Below are 17369 nucleotides of genomic sequence, written 5' to 3' on the forward strand. Positions count from 1 at the left end.
TCACAACTCCCTTACGGCGAGCAGGGGCTCGGCCCGGTCGTAGCCGATGACGGGCCCGTCCCTGCACAGCAGGAGCGGCCCGAGCTGGCAGTGACCGCAATGACCGGTGGCGCAGCGCATGTTCCGCTCCAGGGAGACCCGGATGCGCTCGGCGGGCACCCCGCGGTCGAGCAGTTCACGGGCGACGGCGCGGATCATGACCTCCGGCCCGCAGACGAAGGCCGTGGTGTCGGGCGGCGAGAAGACCGCCTCGTCGAGCAGGGTGGTGACGACTCCGACCCGGCCCCTCCAGCCGTCGCCGGGCCGGTCCACGGTGACACCGCAATAGGGCCGGCCCCACGCGCCGAGCTGATCCCCGTAGAGCAGGTCGTCCGGGGTCCGGGCCCCGACGAGGACGTTCAGCCGTCCGCGGCCGGCGGCGTCCAGCGCGGCGTGGACGAGGGGGCGCAGCGGGGCGAGCCCGATGCCGCCCGCGATGACGAGCAGGTCGTGTCCGGTGGCTTCCGCCAGGCCCCAGTCCGTGCCGAAGGGGCCACGCAGCCCGACCGTGGTGCCCGGCCGCACCGCGCACAGCGCGCGGGAGACGGCGCCCACTCCACGGATGGTGTGCAGCAGCCCGGCGCCGAGGATGCCGGAGACGGAGACCGGGATCTCGCCGACCCCGAAGGCGTAGATCATCGCGAACTGACCGGGCGCGAAGGGCGCCAGCGCGTCCCCGGCCGGCTCCAGGTGGAGCGTACGGGTGTCGGAGGTCTCGGGGCGGTTGTCCAGCACCCGGTAGGGAACCGGAACGGCGGTCACCGCGCGGGCCCGCTGCCGTAGGGCCCGTACAGGTCGAGCAGCCGCGTACGGGCGGCCCGCAGGCGCCGGCCGATGACTCCTACGACATAGGTGAGCAGCGCGTGGTCGAGTTCCGGGTCCTGCTCGCACAGGCGCAGGACCTCCTGGGCATCGAACTCCCAGGCGCGCACCGGGGTGGTCGCCTCGGCGCCCAGGTGCCACTGCCGGGGCGGGCAGATCCAGGACCAGCCCAGCAGCGCTCCTCCGCCCAGCGTCTCCACGACCGCCGGGCGGCGGCCGGGCACATGGATGTCGAGGGCGACGCCGCCGGTATGGATGATCCAGAAGCGGTCGGCCTTGCCGCCTTCCTCGAAGATCCGGGTCCCGGTGGGGAACTGCACTTCCCGGGCCAGCTCCATGAGCCGGTCGCGGTGGCCTTCCGGCAGGGCGGCGAACACTCCGGTCCTCTTCATGACCCTTCTTCCTTCTCCGCCGTCTCCCGCAGGAGCGCTTCCTCGTGGAGGGCGTGGACTTCCTCGGTGATGTCGATCCCGACCGGGCACCAGACGATGCACCGGCCGCATCCCACGCACCCGGAACTGCCGAACTGGTCGTGCCACGTGCCGACCTTGTGGGTGAGCCACTGCCGGTAGCGGCTGTGCGAGGAGGCGCGGACAGAGCCACCGTGCAGGTGGGAGAAGTCCAGGTCGAAGCAGTTGTCCCAGCGCTGCCACCGCTCGGCGTGGTCCCCGGTGAGGTCGGTGATGTCCTCGGTGGTCGTGCAGAAGCAAGTGGGGCAGACCATGGTGCAGTTACCGCAGGTCAGGCAGCGCGCGGCGACGTCGTCCCAGCGCTCGGCGCCCAGGCTGCCGGCCATGAGCGTGTTCAGGTCCACCAGGGGCATGGACCGGCCCATCCGGTCCGCGGCGGCGGCCACGCTCTCGCGGGCGGTGGCGCGGGTGGCGGCATCGGCGGGCAGGTTCGGGATCGCGGCGAGCACCTCGGCCCCCTCGTCCGTACCGGCGCGCGCCAGGAAGCGGTGACCGGCGTCGTCCAGGACCTCGGTCAGCGCCAGGTCGTATCCGGGGCCGGCCGCCGGCCCCGATCCCATGGAGGTGCAGAAGCAGGTCGCACCCGGTTCGGTGCACTCGACGGCGATGAGGAAGGCTCCCGTCCGGCGCGCGCTGTAGGTGCCGTCCTTGTACCGGCCGCCCGTCAGGACCCGGTCCTGGACGGCGATGGCGCGCAGATCGCACGGCCGCACTCCCAGGAAGGCGTACGAGACGCTCTCCGGTTCCTCGGCCCGCACCGTGACGGCGCCCTCGGAGTCACGGTCGGCCGTCCACTGGCGGGACCGTGCCGGGTGCAGGTAGTTCTTCCAGGACTGCGGACCGGCGCTGTGGGCGAAGGCCGCGCCGTCCGCTCGCCGCACCAGGCGGTAGCGGCCGGCCTCCAGCTCGACACCCCAGCCGTAGGGCAGCTCGTGTCCGGATTCCAGCTCGGCGAGCACGATGGCGCCGTCACGCGCTGTCGGGCCGATGACGGTGCGGCCGCGCGTGCGCAGGATCCGCACGAGCGCGTCGAGCCCGTCCCGGTCGAGGATCCGCTCCGCGCACCCGCTGTCCTGGACCGTGGTCGTGTGAGCCATGGTTTCTCCTGACGATGTCGTCGGCCGACTGCTCACTCTTCTGCCAGTCCGAGCAGCGTCTGCTCGGCGGGCCGTTGCGGACGGGCGTTGTCGACGCGGTACGTCAGCTCGTCGACGACGGCGACGACTCCGTCGACCGCCCTGGTCAGCCTCAGCAGTACGGGGATCTCGCTGCGCCGCTCCACCTGCCCCTTCAGCGTGACCACGCCGTCGGCCACCCGCACGTCGAGCGTCCGGGGGCTGAGCCACATGGTGTTCACGATCACGTCGGCGATCACGTCGCGCCGGATGTCGGGGTCCGGGCGGAGGAAGACCTGGAGCAGGTCACGCCGGGTGACGATGCCGACGAGGCGTTCCTCCTCGTCGACCACCGGCAGCCGTTCGACGCGCCGCCCGGCCATGGTCCGTGCGGCGTCCATGATGCTGTCGTCGGCGTGGACGGTGATCGCGGGGTGGGACATCAGCCCTTCCGCGGTCGGTCCGCGCGTGTGCGCGGCTCCGGCGCCGGTGTCCCGGCCGGGCCAGGGCAGCCTGGGCCGCCGGTCTCGACGGGCCGGGGCGGAGAGCCGGCGGAGCACGAGATCGCTCTCGGAGATCACGCCCACGACCTTGTCGTCCTCGTCGACCACCGGCAGCCCGCTGATGCCGTGCACCGCGAGCAGGTGGGCCACGTCCTTGAACGATGCCCGCGGGAGCACCGACACGACGTCGTTCGTCATCAGGTTGCCGACCTTGCTGTGCTTCATTCCGGTCACGCCCTCCGGGATGCGAGATTCCGGTCTTTCCCCCGTCCCTGCCAGCCTCCAGCAGGAAGATTTCCCTCCACAGGGCTGACCGGGCACCTCGGCGGGCCCGACCGGCCCCGCCGGGCGGGGCTCACGGGCGGGCAGCGGGAGGCAGCGGCTCGCCGAGTTCGCCTTCCACCACGTCGGCCATGGCCCGCAGCACCCCGAGGGTCCGCTGCGCCTCGTCCTCGTCGACGGTCGTGATGGCGAATCCGACGTGGATGACGACATAGGTGCCGACATCCGCTTCGGGGGTGTAGGCGAGGCATGCCTCGCGTCGTACGCCACCGAAGTCGACGGTCGCCATCCGCAGGCCGGCATCGTCGTGGACCTCCAGCACTCGCCCGGGGATGCCCAGACACATCGCGTTCACTCTCCTTCGACGCGGGCCGCGGCGATGGCCGCCTGGCCGTAGCTGATACCGCCGTCGTTGACGGGTACGGCGCTGCCGACGAGCACCCGCAGCCCTTGGGCCCGCAGCAGCGCCCGGACCTCACCGAGCAGCCGGCCGTTCTGGAAGCAGCCGCCGGACAGACACACCGTCCGCGGGGCACCGGCGGCGACGACCCGCTCGACCAGCCCCGCGGTCACCTCGGCGACCGCCCGGTGGAAGGCGGCGGCGAGCCGGTTCACGGGCTCGCCGGACGCCGCGCCCTCCAGCAGGGCGGTGAGCGTGGGCACGGAGTCGTAGACCCACAGCCCGCCGGCCCGGACCAGGCGCCAGGGCAGGGCTTCGGCCGCCGTGGTGCCGGCCGCGGCTTCGAGCGCCACGGCGGCCTGGCCCTCGTAGGTGGCGTCGTCGCCGAGGCCCAGCAGGCTCGCGGCGGCGTCGAAGAGCCGTCCGGCGCTGGAGGCCCGCGGGCAGTTGACACCGCGTTCGACCATCGCCCGGACCGTGCGCACCTCGTGGGCTGCCAGGCGCCCGGTGAACCGTCCGGCCAGCGACGCGGGAGGCGGGGGCGTGCCGAGGGGCTCGGCGCCCCAGAGATGGCCCAGGGCCGTCCGCGCGGGGTGGCGTACGGCTGCCGCGCCACCGGGCAGCGGGGCGGTGGCGAAGCGGCCGGCCCGGCGGTAGCCGGTCAGGTCGGCGACGAGGATCTCACCACCCCAGAGGGTGCCGTCGTCGCCGAGGCCCAGGCCGTCGTACGCGACTCCGATGAACTTCCCTCGCACCCCGTGCTCGGCGGCGCAGGCCGCGACGTGGGCGTGGTGGTGCTGCACGGCGATCCGCCGCCGCACCGGGAGCCCCTGGGCCCACTGCGTGGACAGATACCCGGGGTGGAGGTCGTGGGCCACGGCACGCGGTTCGATGCCCGTCAGCCGGACCATGTCGGCGTAGGAGGTCTCGAAGGCGTCGAGTGTGCCCACGTCCTCCAGATCTCCGGTATGGGGGCCGAGAAAGGCCCGTTTTCCCTCCGCGAGGGCGAAGGTGTGCTTCAGCTGTGCCCCCGCCGCCACGAGGGGGACGGAGGCGGGCCGCGGCAGCGCGAGCGGCGCGGGCGCGTATCCCCGCGCCCGGCGGACCGTGAGGACCGTGCGTCCCACGGCGCGGACCACCGAGTCGTCGTAGCGGGCACGAATGGGCCGGTCGTGGTGGAGGAAGCCGTCCGCGACACCTCCCAGGCCGCTCCTGGCCGCCTCCTCGTCGATGGCCATGGGTTCGCCGCAGGCGTTGCCGCTCGTGACCACGAGCGGCCGGTCCAGGTCGTGCAGCAGCAGGTGGTGCAGTCCGGTGGTGGGCAGGAACATCCCGATCCGGTGGGTGCCGGGGTGGACCCCGGCCACAACACCGCCACGGCGGGCGGCGGCCAGGACGACGGGGCGGGCGGGGGAGATCAGCAGCGCCCGCTCGGTGGCCGAGAGGCCGGCCAGCCGCCGCGCGGCCGCGAGACCACCGACCATGACGGCGAACGGTTTCACCGGGCGTCGCTTGCGGTCCCGCAACCGGGCGACCGCTCCGGCGTCGGTCGCGTCGCACACCAGTTGATATCCGCCCAGGCCCTTCACCGCGACGATGCCGCCGTCGAGCACCACGCCGACCGCCGCTTTCAGCGCGGTCTCTCCCGTCAGGCCGTCCCAGCACAACCGCGGGCCGCAGCCGGGGCAGGCGACCGGCTCCGCGTGGAAACGCCGGTCGTCGGCGTCCGCGTACTCCGCGGCGCACATCCCGCACAAGGCGAAGGAGCGCATCGTGGTCCGCGCGCGGTCGTACGGCAGATCCTCGATGACGGTCGCGCGGGGGCCGCAGTCCGTGCAGTTGACGAACGGGTAGCGGTAGCGCCGGTCCGCGGGGTCGAACAGCTCGGCCAGACAGGCGTCGCACGTGGCGGCGTCGGGCGGGACCTCCTGTGCCGTCACCATGTCCGCTTCCACGCTGGGGCGCACCGTGAAGCCGGAACCGGCGGCGGGCGGAGCACCGGCCGGCCGCGTCACCTGTACCCGGCGCACCTCCGCGAGAAGCGGGGCGTCCTCCCGCAGCAGGCCGACGAACGCGTCCAGCGCGTCCGCGGGCCCGGCCACCGCCATCTCGACGTGGCCGCCGCGGTTGAGCACCCAGCCGTCCAGCCCCAGCCGCGTCGCGGTGCGGTGCACGAACGGCCGGAATCCCACCCCTTGAACCGTTCCGAAGACCGTGATCGTGCGCGCGGCCCGCACCGCCCCGCCTCCGTGTGCCGGCCCCGGCGCCCCCGCCAAGGCCGTCACCGGTCCGCGGACCGGCTGCGAGCCGCCGTGGCGCGATACCGGACGATGTCCTCCTCGATACGTTCCGCCAGCGGCTCCACCGCGTCGGCGACCACATCGGTCAGCCCGGTGCCCAGTGAGGTGTCGGCTCCTTCGACCGCGTACACCACCAGGTGCCCGGGCATCCGTCCGAGGGCCCGCGACAGCTCCACGGCCTCGCCGAGACCGAGGCCGTGCGTGCCGCCCCCGCCCGGCTGCCACATCTCGTGCTTGTCCAGCTCCAGCCTGTGGACCCGTCCCGGGTGCCCCGGATGAGCGTGCGCGGCGTCCACGACGACGGCCAGCTCCGCCTTCTCCCACAGCCCGATCAGCCGTGCCGGGTCACCGTCGTTCACCGACAGCTGTGTCCCGGACGGCAGCGGCCGGACCGCCGCGCGCTCCTCCAGCCTGGCGACGACGGCCCAGCCGACTCCGTCGTCCCGACGGAACTCATTGCCGACACCGACGACCACGATGCGGGTGGGGACCGTCATGGCTCACCTCTCCTTCCGGGTCCGTGTGCTCACCCTCCCCGGTCCGGCCGCCGTCCGCTCGGGGCCGAAGGTCCCCAACCGGGGCCGAACCGCCCATCGTCGCGCGCCGGCTCTCCGTGTCCCCCTGCCGCCATGACGCGGAAGAGAGCCGGACGGCGTGAGCCGGACGGGTCACCGCCGACACGGACGGGGGACACGGCGCCCTCTCGGTCCGGTCGTCGGCATGCTGGTCTGCCGGCCAGGAGACACTTCTCGGTCCCGCGTGTCGTGGCACGTGCCGACGACGCTGGTTGCTCGACCGGCACCGGGTCCGCAGGCACGGCCGTCGCTCATGCCACCTGCGGCGGCCCAGCCGTGCCGATAACGTTGCCCTTGTCGGCAACAGGGAGGGGTTGCAGGGTGGTTGAGCGCATATGGCTGGACGTTCCCTACGCGCAGAAGGACGGGGCGAAGCGGGCCGGGGCCCGCTGGGATCCGGCCGCCAAGCGCTGGTACGCGCCACGCGAGGTGCCCCGCGGGGCGGGCACTGTGCAGCTCGCCGTCGTTGACGCAGCAAAGCCGGGAGGGCGTCCCCCGGCTCGGCCGCGGTGCTCGCGGTGGGCGGGCGATGCGGTCGGAAGGTTTCCGGCCGACCGGCGCCGCCTGTACGCGGATCCCCCTGGTGTCCTGCCCCGGCTCGCTGTCGATCGTGCCCCTGCCGGTGCCCGGCGAGCAGCCGCAGCTCGTGGAGACCGAAGACGGAGATGTCGGAGGCGTTGCGGCGACGTCTTTGTTTTGACCAGGCTGGGGTTGTCGGGGGCTAACCGCCCCAGCTCCCGTTCAGGTCCTCGTTGATGCCGAGGCCCGTCATCTGGATAGTGCATCCGCTCGTGGTAGCGACAGCCTTCTCTGCCATCGGATAGGCGGTGAAGGACAAAGTTTGCGTGTCTTTCAAGCCGTTCACGCCGATCCAGTAGGTCGAGCCGTTGGCGGAGCCCGACCAGATCGCGTCCTGGAGCTTCCGGCCGCGCAGTCGCCTCGTGGGCTGATGCGGCTGGTGCGGGTCTTCTGTCCAGCCGTTCATACCTGGCGGTGTGTCGTCACTTTCGGGGAGGCCCCAAAGCCAGCCGGTATCCGCATGCTGGACGAAGAACACCCCGGTCCCGTCCGCGTTCAAGGGGGGATCCGTGATGGTGAGGAACAGCATGAGGTTATCCAGTACGACCTTGTACTCGGGCGGGCCGATAATGTCCACGCCGAGTACGTATGTCGCGTCTGGAAACTGCTGGAGGGCTGCCGGGGTCGACGGACGCAAGAGCACGTTCCCGATGAACAACAGTGGTGAATGGCACGTGGAGTCGATCTTTGTGGCGGTCGCGGGCATGGTTGCCACCTCTGATTGAAGAAATGCGTCGTGCGGACCTGATCCTGTCCGGCATGCTGCTGTGCGCTGCGAACGGGCGCCGAAAGCCGGGACAGGTGAGCGCGAAAGATGAACCTTCCTCGGTGCTCACACGAGGGCATAGCTCACTCTCCATGGAAGCACCGTCGCGGACGTGCTGCCAGTTGGATCTGTCCTGCCCCGTACGCCCACAGCCTGAAGGTCGCTGCGGGGGAGGGGGCACCGGTGGCCGGGCTTGCGCGATACCCGCCGTCCGGACGCTGTAGCGGCATCGTCGCTGGCGCCCCTGATCGTCACTCCGGGCCAGGGATGACCGAGCCGGAACCGTAGCGGACCTGGGCAGTGCGGTGCGCTCCCAGAAGACCCGGCGAATAATCAAAAGCCTTCAGTTGACGCTTAGTTCTGAAGCAGGGCCCTCGAGCCCTGTGGAACGAGCTGGTCGAGGTCAGCCCGGACATCGTGCTCACCTCCGCCGGCACCGGCGAAGTGGCGGAATCTGACCCGGACTTCGTGCTCCACCGCCGGGTCATCGAGATCAACGACGGCATTCTGCTGACCCTGCGGACCTACCGCTCAGATCGCGTCCAACAAGCTACCCGACACGCCCTGGCCCAGCTCGATGAAGCCGACACGCTCCGCGGGCGTGCCACGGTGGAAGCCGCTGTCCTCAAGGACGCTGTCAGGGTCAAGCACCACGGTCTGCGCCCCAATGGCGAGATCGTCCGGCCGGCGCCCGGCACCGATGAACGCGAGGGTAACCTTCGGGCCGAGACCGAGTGGCTGCTGCTCGTTTCGCAGACGTACGCCGGCAGCGATGTCGTACGCGCGACCACCACCGAGACCGCCAAGGACAAGGAAGACAAGGAAGCAGTACCGACGCCATGAGCGACCCGCTGTCGTGTACGGAGTTCCTCCAGAACCCCTACCCCTTCTACGACGACCTTCGGGCGGCAGGCCCTGTGCAGCAGGTGATCACCGGTTCCGGTGGCAGGCCCAGCTACCTCGTGACCGGCTACGCCGAAGCGAAGGCGGCCTTCGTGGAACCGGGCCTGTCCAAGGACACCGGCCGGTTCTTCGCCGGCCGCTCCTCCGGCCGCAATCTTCACCCCGCGGTCGCCCACACCATGCTCGCCACCGATCCTCCTGAGCACACCCGACTGCGCCGCCTGGTGACCAAGGCCTTTACCACCGGCGCCGTCACCCGCCTGCGCCCGTACATCCAGCACACCGTGGACCATCTCCTCGACGCCCTCCCGAAGAACGGTTCAGCCGACCTCGTCGCCGGTCTCGCCATCCCGCTGCCGGTCACGGTGATCTGCCAGATGCTCGGAGTGCCCGAGGCCGACCGAGCTCAGGTGCGCACGTGGTCGAACGATCTCTTCGCCGCTGGACAGCCCCAGCGGATCGACACGGCCTCGCACGCTGTGGCCGGCTACATGGCCGATCTCATCGAGGCCAAGCGACGTGCCCCGGACGACAGCCTGCTGCACGACCTCATCGCTGTTCGGGAGGATGGCGAACAGCTCGGCGAAGGCGAGCTCGTCTCCCTGGCCGTCCTCCTGCTCGTCGCCGGCCACGAGACCACCACGAACTTCATCGGCAACGCCGTCCTGGCCCTCCTCCAACACCCGGAGCTCCTCGACCGCGCACGAACCCAGCCCGGCCGGCTGAGCAGCATGTTGCACGAGCTGCTGCGCTACGACTCACCGGTCGGCATCGCCACCTTCCGATACACCACCCGACCGATCACCCTCGGCGAGACCGAAATCCCCGCCGGCGTCCCCGTGCTCATCTCTCCCGGAGCAGCCAACCGGGACCCTGCCCAATACCCGGCTCCCGATCGTCCCGATGCCGAGCGCGATGCCAGGGGCCATATGGCCTTCGGCCACGGAATCCACCGATGCCTCGGCGCGCCGCTCGCCCTGGCCGATGCGGAGATCGTCCTTCGCACGCTGCTGAGCCGGTTCCCTGCGCTTCGCCCGGCCGTAGCGGCCGAAGAACTCCGGTGGCGCCGCACGCGACTCATGCGGGGATTGGAATCCTTTCCGGTATTTACGCGGTAGAAGGGTCCTATGCCAGCTCCCGTCTTCGCGCATGCCTGGAACAGGGTCACGATCAGCGGCGGTGAGCACCTGCCACAGGTGCCCTGGACGGAGCCCGACCTCGCCGCGCTGGCAGGGCACTCGGGGCCCTCGAACTGCCAGGACGCCGCGAATCTGCTGGACGAGCTGGCGCACGAGTCCGGCGCCGTGTTCACTCTCGAGGAGCTCGCCGCCTGCCTCGGTCGCAGCGGCGCGGGGGTCGCCGGCACGCTGTCCGAGCTGAGCCAGTATTCCTACGTGCTGACTGGGCGTTTCGCCCTGTTGATCGTGTTTGGTCCCCGGTGTGGTCGACGAACAGGATGGCGTTCATCAAGGTCCGCAGGTCGTGCTCAGGGGGCGGCCGATGTTCAGGGCCCGTTCGTGGCGCTCGGCCCGCCAGGCGGCCAGCACCGGCTCGATCAGCTCCCACCGTTCGCCGGAGAGGTCGCTCGCCCCGGTCCTCTCACCAGCAACTCAGCGGGTGTAACGGCCGGTTGTCATACCCGGCCGCCATGATGAGCGCATGGACGACTCCCGCAGCGTTCCCGCATTCCAGGACCAGCAGATCCCCGCCTGGGCCGGCACCGTCGGGCCCGGCTGGGCGGGCCTGCTCGACCAGCTCCACCGCGACCTGTCCGCCCTCGATCCCGGCTACCGCATCGAGTCCTTCGCCGTGAAGTTCGGCGGCCTGCGGATCACCGTCGCCGACCGCTTCGAGCACGGCGAGTTCGACGGCGAGTACGCCGACCGGGCCACCGCTCTGACCGACGCCGCCGAGACCGCTTCCGAGCACACCTGCGAGGAATGCGCAGCCCCCGGCCGCATCCGTCTATGCGGGGACGGACAGCGCATCTGGATGCAGGCCCGCTGCGAGGAATGCCGCAGCGTCCTTCCCGGCGGCCCCGCCCCGGCCGGGACCAGCGCCGATCCTGCCTGACCTGGGCCTTTCACCGCCATGCCCCTGCCCCCGCAGGAATCCGCCGGAGCGCCATAGGCGGCGCGCGACGCTCCGCCAGTGCCCGGGCAGGGCATGTCCCTGGCCTTCGTCCGGAACCTGTTCCGCGGCACACGCCGAGGCTGAGCCGGCACCGGCTCCGCGCCCGCGCTCCGGAAGGCGCGGAGGACATGCCATTGCCGTGATATCGACGGCGAGAGATGGTGGAGGAGGCGCACGGCAGGGGCCGGCCCCCGGTCCCAGGCGCCGGTGAGGCGGTGAGCACGATGGAGCATCCCGTGGTCGTCGGTGTCGACGGGTCGGACGCCGGCCTCGCCGCCCTGGACTGGGCCGTTGAGGAAGCGGCGCACCTCGGGCTCCCCTTGCGCGTGGTCTACGCGTCGCTGTGGGAGCGGTACGAAGGGGCGGTGCCCTCGTTCACCGGTCAGCAACCGGCCGAGCAGATCGCGGCCCAGCACATCGTCGCCTCCTCCGAACAGCGAGCCCGGCAGCTCTCCCCGGACCTGCGGGTGACTGCCGTGACCGTGCCGGAGGACGCGGTGGAGGCGCTGGTGGAGGAGTCGCGGGGCGCGGCCACCGTGGTGACCGGCTCGTCCGGGCGGGGAGCCGTCAAGGGGTTTCTGCTGGGCTCCGTGAGCCTTGCGGTGGCGGGCCGCGCCGACTGCCCGGTCGTCGTTGTACGCGGCGAGGAGCGCAACATCAAGGGCATGAGCGGCCGGGTCGTCGTCGGTGTGGGCGAGGCGGACGAGGCCGCCACCGCCGTGCGGTTCGCCCTCCGCGAGGCCGAGGCCCGTGGATGCGAACTGCAAGCCGTACGGGCCTGGCGCAGCCCCCAGCAGCCGACGGATCCCTTGAACGTGCTCGATTCCGCCGTCCGTGCCTGGGGGGAACGGGCTGCCGCGGTACTGGACGAAGTGCTGGAGGAAGCCGTGGCCGAACACCCGAAGGTGCCCGTCACGCGCACCGTGCTGGAAGGGCCCGCGCACCGAATACTGCTGGGACCGGCGGCCGAGGCCGACCTGCTGGTACTCGGCGCCACGCGGCGGCAGGGCGGGTTCGGACTGCAGCTCGGCCGGGTCAGCCACACCGCCCTGCACCGGGCGGCCTGCCCCGTCGCGGTGGTGCCGCACCGGTGAAGCACACGGCCGTTCACCCCGTACCGGCCAGGATCCCCCGCTCGACGCGGTGACGCACGCAGCGAGCTCGGTGAAGGCCGCTCCCGCTGACGCCAGGAGGTACCGGTCGGCCGCTCCCGGTGCCGTCCGGCCCATGCGCCCTCCGCACGCCGCGGCCCATGGTGAGGGGAGAGGAGGCGTCCGTGACATGACCCATGCATCCGAGTCGCCGGGCACCGCGGTGTACGCGCTGCTGGCCGACGGTACGACCGTGCGTGTCCGGCCCGTTGTGCCGGAGGACCGTATGGCGGTCTTCCGGCTGTACGGACAGATGGCGCCCGACAACCTGAGGCTGCGTTTCTTCTCCAGCGGCGCCTTCATCGCGCAGCAGGCGGCAGACGCCCTGTGCCTGAACGCGGGGCCGGGAGACCGGGCGCTGGTGGCCGAGACGGACGGTGCCCTGGTGGGGCTGGCCGAGTACCACGCGGCACCTGCCGATGTGCCCGGCGGCAGGCCGGCCACCGCCGAGGTCGCCCTCGCCGTGGCGGACGACTGGCACCAACGCGGTGTCGGAACGCTCCTGTTGGAGCACCTCGTCGACCTCGCGCGGGCCGAGGGGCTCCAGGAGCTGACGGCCGAGGCGCTGAGCGAGAACATGCGGGTCATCAGGGTCTTCGCCGACCTCGGGCTCCCTGTGCGACGGCGTTTCGAGGGGCCGGAGGCCCACGTCCGGGTGGCGCTGACGCCGGACGAGCGCTATCTGACGGCCCTGGACACGCGGGGACGCACCGCCGACGTCGCCAGCCTCCGGCCGCTCCTGCGGCCCCGGTCGGTCGCGGTCGTGGGCGCCGGGCACCGCCCCGCTTCCGTGGGAAGGGCGATCCTGCGCAACCTGCGCGCCAACGGCTTCACCGGCCCGGTGCACATCGTCAACCCGCACGGCCCCGCCCTCGACGGTCTGCCCTGCCACCCCGCCGTATCCGACCTGCCCGAGCCCCCCGACCTGGTCGTACTGGCCGTCCCCGCTCACGCGGTGCCCACCGTCGCGGAGGAGTGCGGCGCGCGCGGAGCACGGGCGCTGGCGGTGGTGACATCAGGGCTCGACGCGGCGGAAGCGGCCGGACTGCGGGCAGCCTGCCGCCGGCACGGCATGCGCGTCGTCGGTCCCAACTGCCTGGGCCTGGCCAATACGGAGAAGGACGTCCGGCTGGACGCGACGTTCGCCGCCCGCTTCCCCCTTCCCGGCACGGCCGGTGTCGCCACCCAGTCGGGGGGCGTGGGCATCGCCTTGCTGGACGGGCTGTCCCGGCTGGGGATCGGTGTGTCGACGTTCGTCTCGCTCGGCGACAAGTACGACGTGAGCGGCAACGACCTGCTCCAGTGGTGGGAGGAGGACGGGCGCACCGATCTCGCGGTGCTGCACCTGGAGTCGTTCGGCAACCCCCGGGCCTTCTCCCGTACCGCGCGACGGGTGAGCAGGCGCATGCCCGTACTCACGGTGGACGCCGGGCGGTCGGAAGCTGGGCGGAGGGCGGCGGCCTCGCACACGGCCGCCGCCGCCACGCCGACGATGACCCGGCGGGCGCTCTTCCACCAGGCCGGGATCATCGCCACCCGGACCATCGGGGAGCTCCTGGACACGACGGCGCTGCTGCACGCCCAGCCGCTGCCCGCCGGCGACCGCGTGGTGGTGGTCACCAACGCCGGTGGGGTGGGCGTGCTGGCCGCCGACGCGTGCAGCGAGGCCGGGCTGAGCGTCCGTCCGCTGGAGCCCGCCCTGGCGGCGCAGGTCGCGGCCGCCCTCCCGGAAGGCGCGGCGGTCGGCAATCCGGTCGATGCCACCGCCGCCGTCCCGGAGGACCGGCTGCGTGCCTGCGTGGACCTGTTGGCGGCCCACCGGGACGTCGACGCGGTGCTGGGCATCCTGGTCCCGACGGCCCTGGCCGCGGCCACCGGCGACGACCTGGTGCGGGCGTTCACCCACGCCCCGGAACGGGTCCCGTGCACGACGGCGCTCGTTCTGGTGGACCGGCCCGCGCGCGTGGAGCTGCTGCCGACCGAGCGCGGCGGTGCCGTACCCGCGTACGCCGATGCCCAGGACGCCGCCCGAGCCTTGTCGTACGCCTCGGCCTACGCCCGGCGCCGGAGCCGCCCGCAGAGCCTGCCGCCGGAGCCGTCCGGCATCGACGCGGCAGGTGCCCGGGCGGATGCGGAGGCGTGGCTCGCCGAGCGGCCGGAGGGCGGCTGGCTCGACCCGGTCCGGTGCGCACGGCTCCTCGCGCGCTACGACATTCCGCAGGTCGCCTGGGAGTGGGCGCGCGACGAGGAGAGCGCCGTGGCGGCGGCCGCGCGGCTGGCCGGGCCCGACGGCCGGGTCGTCCTCAAGGCCCACTGGCCAGGGCTGGTGCACAAGACCGGCGAAGGCGCCGTCCGCCTCGACCTCCAAGGCGACGACCAGGTGCGGGCCGCCTACCGCGACCTCGTGGACCGCTTCGGCGACCGGCTCTCCGGGGTGGTGGCGCAGCCGCAGGCCCCGCACGTCCTGGAGCTGGTGGCGGGCGTCGTCCAGGACCCTGTCTTCGGCCCGCTCGTGCTCTTCGGCCAGGGCGGCACGGCCACCGATGTGCTCGCCGACCATGCCGCGCGGCTCGCCCCGCTCACCACCGACGACCTCGACGACCTCATCACCTCGCCGCGCTGCTCCGCCCTCCTGTCGGGCCGGTACGGCGGCATCCCCGTCGACCTGGGCGCTCTCGAACACCTGCTGCTGTGCCTGTCCCGGATGGCCTGCGACCTTCCGGAGCTCGTCGAGGCCGACCTCAATCCGGTGGTGGCCCGGCCGGGCGGCATCATGGCGCTCGACGCCCGCGTGCGACTCGAACCCCACAAGGCGTACGACCCGTACCTGCGGCGTCTGCGCTGAGACCGGCGCCCGGACCGGTCCGACCGCACGGGACGGCGCTGTCCCATGCGGCCGGACCCGGGTCCGCCGACGAACTGCTCCGCGACTGGGGAGCGGAGCGGGTCCGGCACTCCGGACGGCCTGAGGAAGTGAATCGATGATGCTCTGGTACGACCGTGAGGGCGGCTGGGGCCTGTTCGCGATGACAGCGAGCATGGTCCTTTTCTGGGCGCTGATCATCACCGTCGCGGTCCTGTTCTTCCGCACGCTCGCCCGCCCGTCGCACGGCGCCCGGCCCACCGGCCGGCCGAGGGGCCCGGAACCCGGCCACGCCGAGCGGATCCTGGCCGTGCGGTACGCACGCGGTGAGATCGACGAGGAGGAGTACGCCCGACGCCTGGCCACCCTGAGGGGCTCACCGCCGGGCCCCGCCGAACACTGACACTCGCCGCCGCTGTCGCCCTGCCGTGACCCGCCGAACCTCACGGCCGCTACTGGCGGCCCTTGCGCTCCTCTCGGCGATGCCCTGGCCGGGGCAGGAAGAACATCAGGACCCACATGGTCAGCAGGCCGCCGATTACATACGGGAGCGTCGCGGTGAAGGCAACGACGACGTCGGCGCCGCGTGCGGTCGCGGTCTGGTCGTGGGAGAAGAAGACCACCCCGGTGAAGACGACTCCCAGTGCGATGCCGAGATGGGTGGCGGTGTTGAACAGGCCGGAGGCCGAGCCGGCGTGTGCGTCGTCGACGCGGCCCAGGGTGAGGTCGGTGAGCGGAGCGCCGACCATGCCCATGCCGAACCCCAGCGCCAGGACCGGCAGGGCCATGGCGGTCATCGACAGAGCGGTGCCGTACGTGGTCGCCAACAGGTGGAACACACCCAGGGCCAGAGCGGCGAACAGCGCGCCGGTCTGAGGTATGCGGCGTCGGTGCCGGGTGACGGCCGACATGGCCAGCCAGGCCCCGCAGATCTCGGCGAGGGTGAGAAGAAGGAAGCCGACCGCCGCTCGTGACGGGCTCAGGCCCAGGCCCTGCTGCATGAAGAGCGTCCAGCACATGAAGAACAGGCCGGACAGCAGGCCGAGGACGAGCTGGGCGGCCAGGCCGCCGGAGAAGGGCCGGCCGGAGAACAGGGACAGCACCACCAACGGAGAGCCTCCCTCGCGGGTCTTGATCCGCTGATGGAGGACCAGGCCCGCGAGTACGGCCGCGCCCGCGGCCATGGCCGCGAACGTCCACCACGGCCAGCGGTGGGCGTCGCCCGCGCTGAGGGGATAGACGATCAACAGCAGCCCGAGTGTGGAGAGGGCCACGCCCAGGAGGTCGACGCGAGGGGCCTGCCTGTCGCGGGACTCGGTCAGGTACCTGTGACCGAGCAGGACCGTGGCCACGCCGAGGGGCACGTTGATCAGGAAGATCGAACGCCAGCCCAGGCCGAACAGATCGGCCTGGGTGAGGACGCCGCCCAGAACGGGCCCGGCGACGCTGCCCACCGAGATGACGGTTCCGTACAGGCCGAACGCCTTGGCGCGGGCGCCGCCCTCGAAGGTGACGTGCAGGGTGGCCAGGGTCTGCGGGATCATGACCGCTGCCCCAGCGCCCTGCGCCGCGCGGGCGGCGATCAACGTGGTGGGGCCGGTGGCGAGGGTGCACAGCACAGAGGCGGCGGTGAAGGCGACGGTGCCGAGCAGGAAGGTCCGTTTGCGGCCGTAGAGGTCACCGAGGCGGCCGCCGGTGATCAGCCCGATGCCGAGGGCGAGCGCGTAGGCGGCGTGGGTCCACTGGAGGCCGGTTGCCGAGGCCCCGGTGTCCGCCTGGATGGTGGGCAGGGCGGTGTCGACCACCGAGGCGTCCAGGACGGCCATCAGTTCGCCGGTCAGCACCACGGCCAGCATGATCAGGCTGCCACGGCGCGACGACGGTCCGGCGGCGGTATGGCCCGGGCGGGGCGGGGAGTTGCGGGTGTCACGGGACACGGAGAGGGGGGTTCCTGTTCGGAGCAGTAGGGAAGCGGGCAGGCCGAGGCCCGTGTACGCCTACTGCGCACAGGAGAATGTCACGGAGCCCAGACCATCGGGAACACCGTCTTCGCAGCGGACAGCACCAACCGCCTGTCAGCGCAGGCGAGGGTCCGCGGGCAGAGCCCTGGAAGAACGGCTACTGGGCCTGGGAAATACGTCATCACCTCGAAGGACGAGCACACGCCCACAGAGGGCAGTGGAAAGAACCCGGCCAGCATAGGCGGGCGCCTGCGGCGGAGAAAAACGGTTTTCCGGGCCGTCCCCAGTGACCGGGGGAGCGGGGCCGATGAGGCCCGGCGCATCCGGGCCTCATCGGCGCCCCTGCCGTGTATCACTCTGCTTTCGGTACCGCTGTTTCCATGAAGGCCGGTATGTGTCGCCTGGAGAGGGGAGATCTGTTCTTCTGCCGGTCGCCCGACAGTGGGGGCCACAAACTCGTGTGCGTCGGGGGCCTGGGATGTCCTATCGTGAACGGGCCCCTGCGCC

At 72.0% G+C, this 17369-nt stretch carries 16 protein-coding genes and 1 pseudogene; 7 read left to right on the forward strand and 10 right to left on the reverse strand.

Going from position 1 to position 17369, the window contains the following annotated elements; all coding sequences use genetic code 11:
- From ACZ4A5_RS14395 to ACZ4A5_RS14425, 7 genes are all read right to left on the reverse strand, one after another.
- Entirely contained in the window at positions 1-801 is an 801-nt protein-coding gene (locus tag ACZ4A5_RS14395; protein WP_467582509.1) for an FAD/NAD(P)-binding protein, read from the reverse strand.
- A complete protein-coding gene (locus ACZ4A5_RS14400) occupies positions 798-1253 on the reverse strand; it encodes a cyclic nucleotide-binding domain-containing protein (RefSeq protein WP_467582511.1) in 456 nt (151 codons plus the stop codon). The genes ACZ4A5_RS14395 and ACZ4A5_RS14400 overlap by 4 nt, the downstream gene beginning before the upstream one ends.
- Positions 1250-2428 carry a 4Fe-4S dicluster domain-containing protein gene (locus tag ACZ4A5_RS14405; protein WP_467582513.1) on the reverse strand — a complete coding sequence of 393 codons (1179 nt, stop codon included), beginning with the start codon at positions 2426-2428 and terminating at the stop codon, positions 1250-1252. Before ACZ4A5_RS14405 ends, ACZ4A5_RS14400 begins: the two co-directional genes overlap by 4 nt.
- Positions 2429-2460: 32 nt before the next feature.
- The gene (locus ACZ4A5_RS14410; RefSeq protein ID WP_467582515.1) at positions 2461-3174 is read right to left on the reverse strand and encodes a CBS domain-containing protein; all 714 of its coding nucleotides are present in this window, start codon (positions 3172-3174) and stop codon (positions 2461-2463) included.
- 130 nt (positions 3175-3304) lie between these two features.
- Complete coding sequence (locus tag ACZ4A5_RS14415) at positions 3305-3577, reverse strand: HypC/HybG/HupF family hydrogenase formation chaperone (RefSeq protein WP_467582517.1); 273 nt, start codon at positions 3575-3577, stop codon at positions 3305-3307.
- Positions 3578-3582: 5 nt separating this feature from the next.
- Positions 3583-5868: a carbamoyltransferase HypF gene (gene hypF, locus ACZ4A5_RS14420; RefSeq protein WP_467582519.1), complete on the reverse strand. Its 2286-nt coding sequence runs from the start codon at positions 5866-5868 to the stop codon at positions 3583-3585.
- A 44-nt stretch (positions 5869-5912) separates the two neighbouring features.
- Positions 5913-6428 carry a hydrogenase maturation protease gene (locus ACZ4A5_RS14425; protein WP_467582521.1) on the reverse strand — a complete coding sequence of 172 codons (516 nt, stop codon included), beginning with the start codon at positions 6426-6428 and terminating at the stop codon, positions 5913-5915.
- A 132-nt stretch (positions 6429-6560) separates the two neighbouring features.
- Between ACZ4A5_RS14425 and ACZ4A5_RS14430 the strand changes: the two genes are divergently transcribed.
- Positions 6561-7262, forward strand: a complete 702-nt coding sequence (locus ACZ4A5_RS14430; RefSeq protein ID WP_467582523.1) for a DUF5710 domain-containing protein — start codon at positions 6561-6563, stop codon at positions 7260-7262.
- On the opposite strand, the gene ACZ4A5_RS14435 is transcribed toward ACZ4A5_RS14430, so the two are convergent.
- Positions 7228-7791, reverse strand: a complete 564-nt coding sequence (locus tag ACZ4A5_RS14435) for a hypothetical protein (RefSeq protein ID WP_467582525.1) — start codon at positions 7789-7791, stop codon at positions 7228-7230. The two genes, ACZ4A5_RS14430 and ACZ4A5_RS14435, sit on opposite strands and share 35 nt — an antisense overlap.
- A 441-nt stretch (positions 7792-8232) precedes the next feature.
- On the opposite strand from ACZ4A5_RS14435, the gene ACZ4A5_RS14440 reads away from it, so the two are divergent.
- Both ACZ4A5_RS14440 and ACZ4A5_RS14445 read left to right on the forward strand, forming a co-directional pair.
- Positions 8233-8694: a DUF6545 domain-containing protein gene (locus tag ACZ4A5_RS14440; RefSeq protein ID WP_467582684.1), complete on the forward strand. Its 462-nt coding sequence runs from the start codon at positions 8233-8235 to the stop codon at positions 8692-8694.
- On the forward strand, positions 8691-9872 hold the full coding sequence (locus ACZ4A5_RS14445) for a cytochrome P450 family protein (RefSeq protein ID WP_467582527.1): 1182 nt from the start codon (positions 8691-8693) through the stop codon (positions 9870-9872). The genes ACZ4A5_RS14440 and ACZ4A5_RS14445 overlap by 4 nt, the downstream gene beginning before the upstream one ends.
- A gap of 316 nt (positions 9873-10188) precedes the next feature.
- On the opposite strand, the pseudogene ACZ4A5_RS14450 reads toward ACZ4A5_RS14445, so the two are convergent.
- Positions 10189-10313 (reverse strand): annotated as a pseudogene (locus ACZ4A5_RS14450) (IS5 family transposase); the annotation flags it as partial.
- Positions 10314-10413: 100 nt separating this feature from the next.
- Between ACZ4A5_RS14450 and ACZ4A5_RS14455 the strand changes: the two are divergent.
- The 4 genes from ACZ4A5_RS14455 (at position 10414) to ACZ4A5_RS14470 (ending at position 15304) form a co-directional block, all read left to right on the forward strand.
- Positions 10414-10827, forward strand: a complete 414-nt coding sequence (locus ACZ4A5_RS14455; RefSeq protein WP_467582529.1) for a hypothetical protein — start codon at positions 10414-10416, stop codon at positions 10825-10827.
- A 284-nt stretch (positions 10828-11111) separates the two neighbouring features.
- Positions 11112-11981 carry a universal stress protein gene (locus ACZ4A5_RS14460; protein WP_467582531.1) on the forward strand — a complete coding sequence of 290 codons (870 nt, stop codon included), beginning with the start codon at positions 11112-11114 and terminating at the stop codon, positions 11979-11981.
- 187 nt (positions 11982-12168) lie between these two features.
- Entirely contained in the window at positions 12169-14883 is a 2715-nt protein-coding gene (locus ACZ4A5_RS14465; protein ID WP_467582533.1) for a bifunctional acetate--CoA ligase family protein/GNAT family N-acetyltransferase, read from the forward strand.
- Between the two features lie 136 nt (positions 14884-15019).
- On the forward strand, positions 15020-15304 hold the full coding sequence (locus tag ACZ4A5_RS14470) for an SHOCT domain-containing protein (RefSeq protein WP_467582535.1): 285 nt from the start codon (positions 15020-15022) through the stop codon (positions 15302-15304).
- Between the two features lie 49 nt (positions 15305-15353).
- Here ACZ4A5_RS14470 and ACZ4A5_RS14475 read toward each other — a convergent pair whose 3' ends face one another.
- Positions 15354-16838: an MFS transporter gene (locus ACZ4A5_RS14475; protein WP_467582537.1), complete on the reverse strand. Its 1485-nt coding sequence runs from the start codon at positions 16836-16838 to the stop codon at positions 15354-15356.
- Between the last annotated feature and the right edge of the window lie 531 nt (positions 16839-17369).

It is taken from the genome of Streptomyces sp. NPDC025618 (assembly GCF_055558795.1).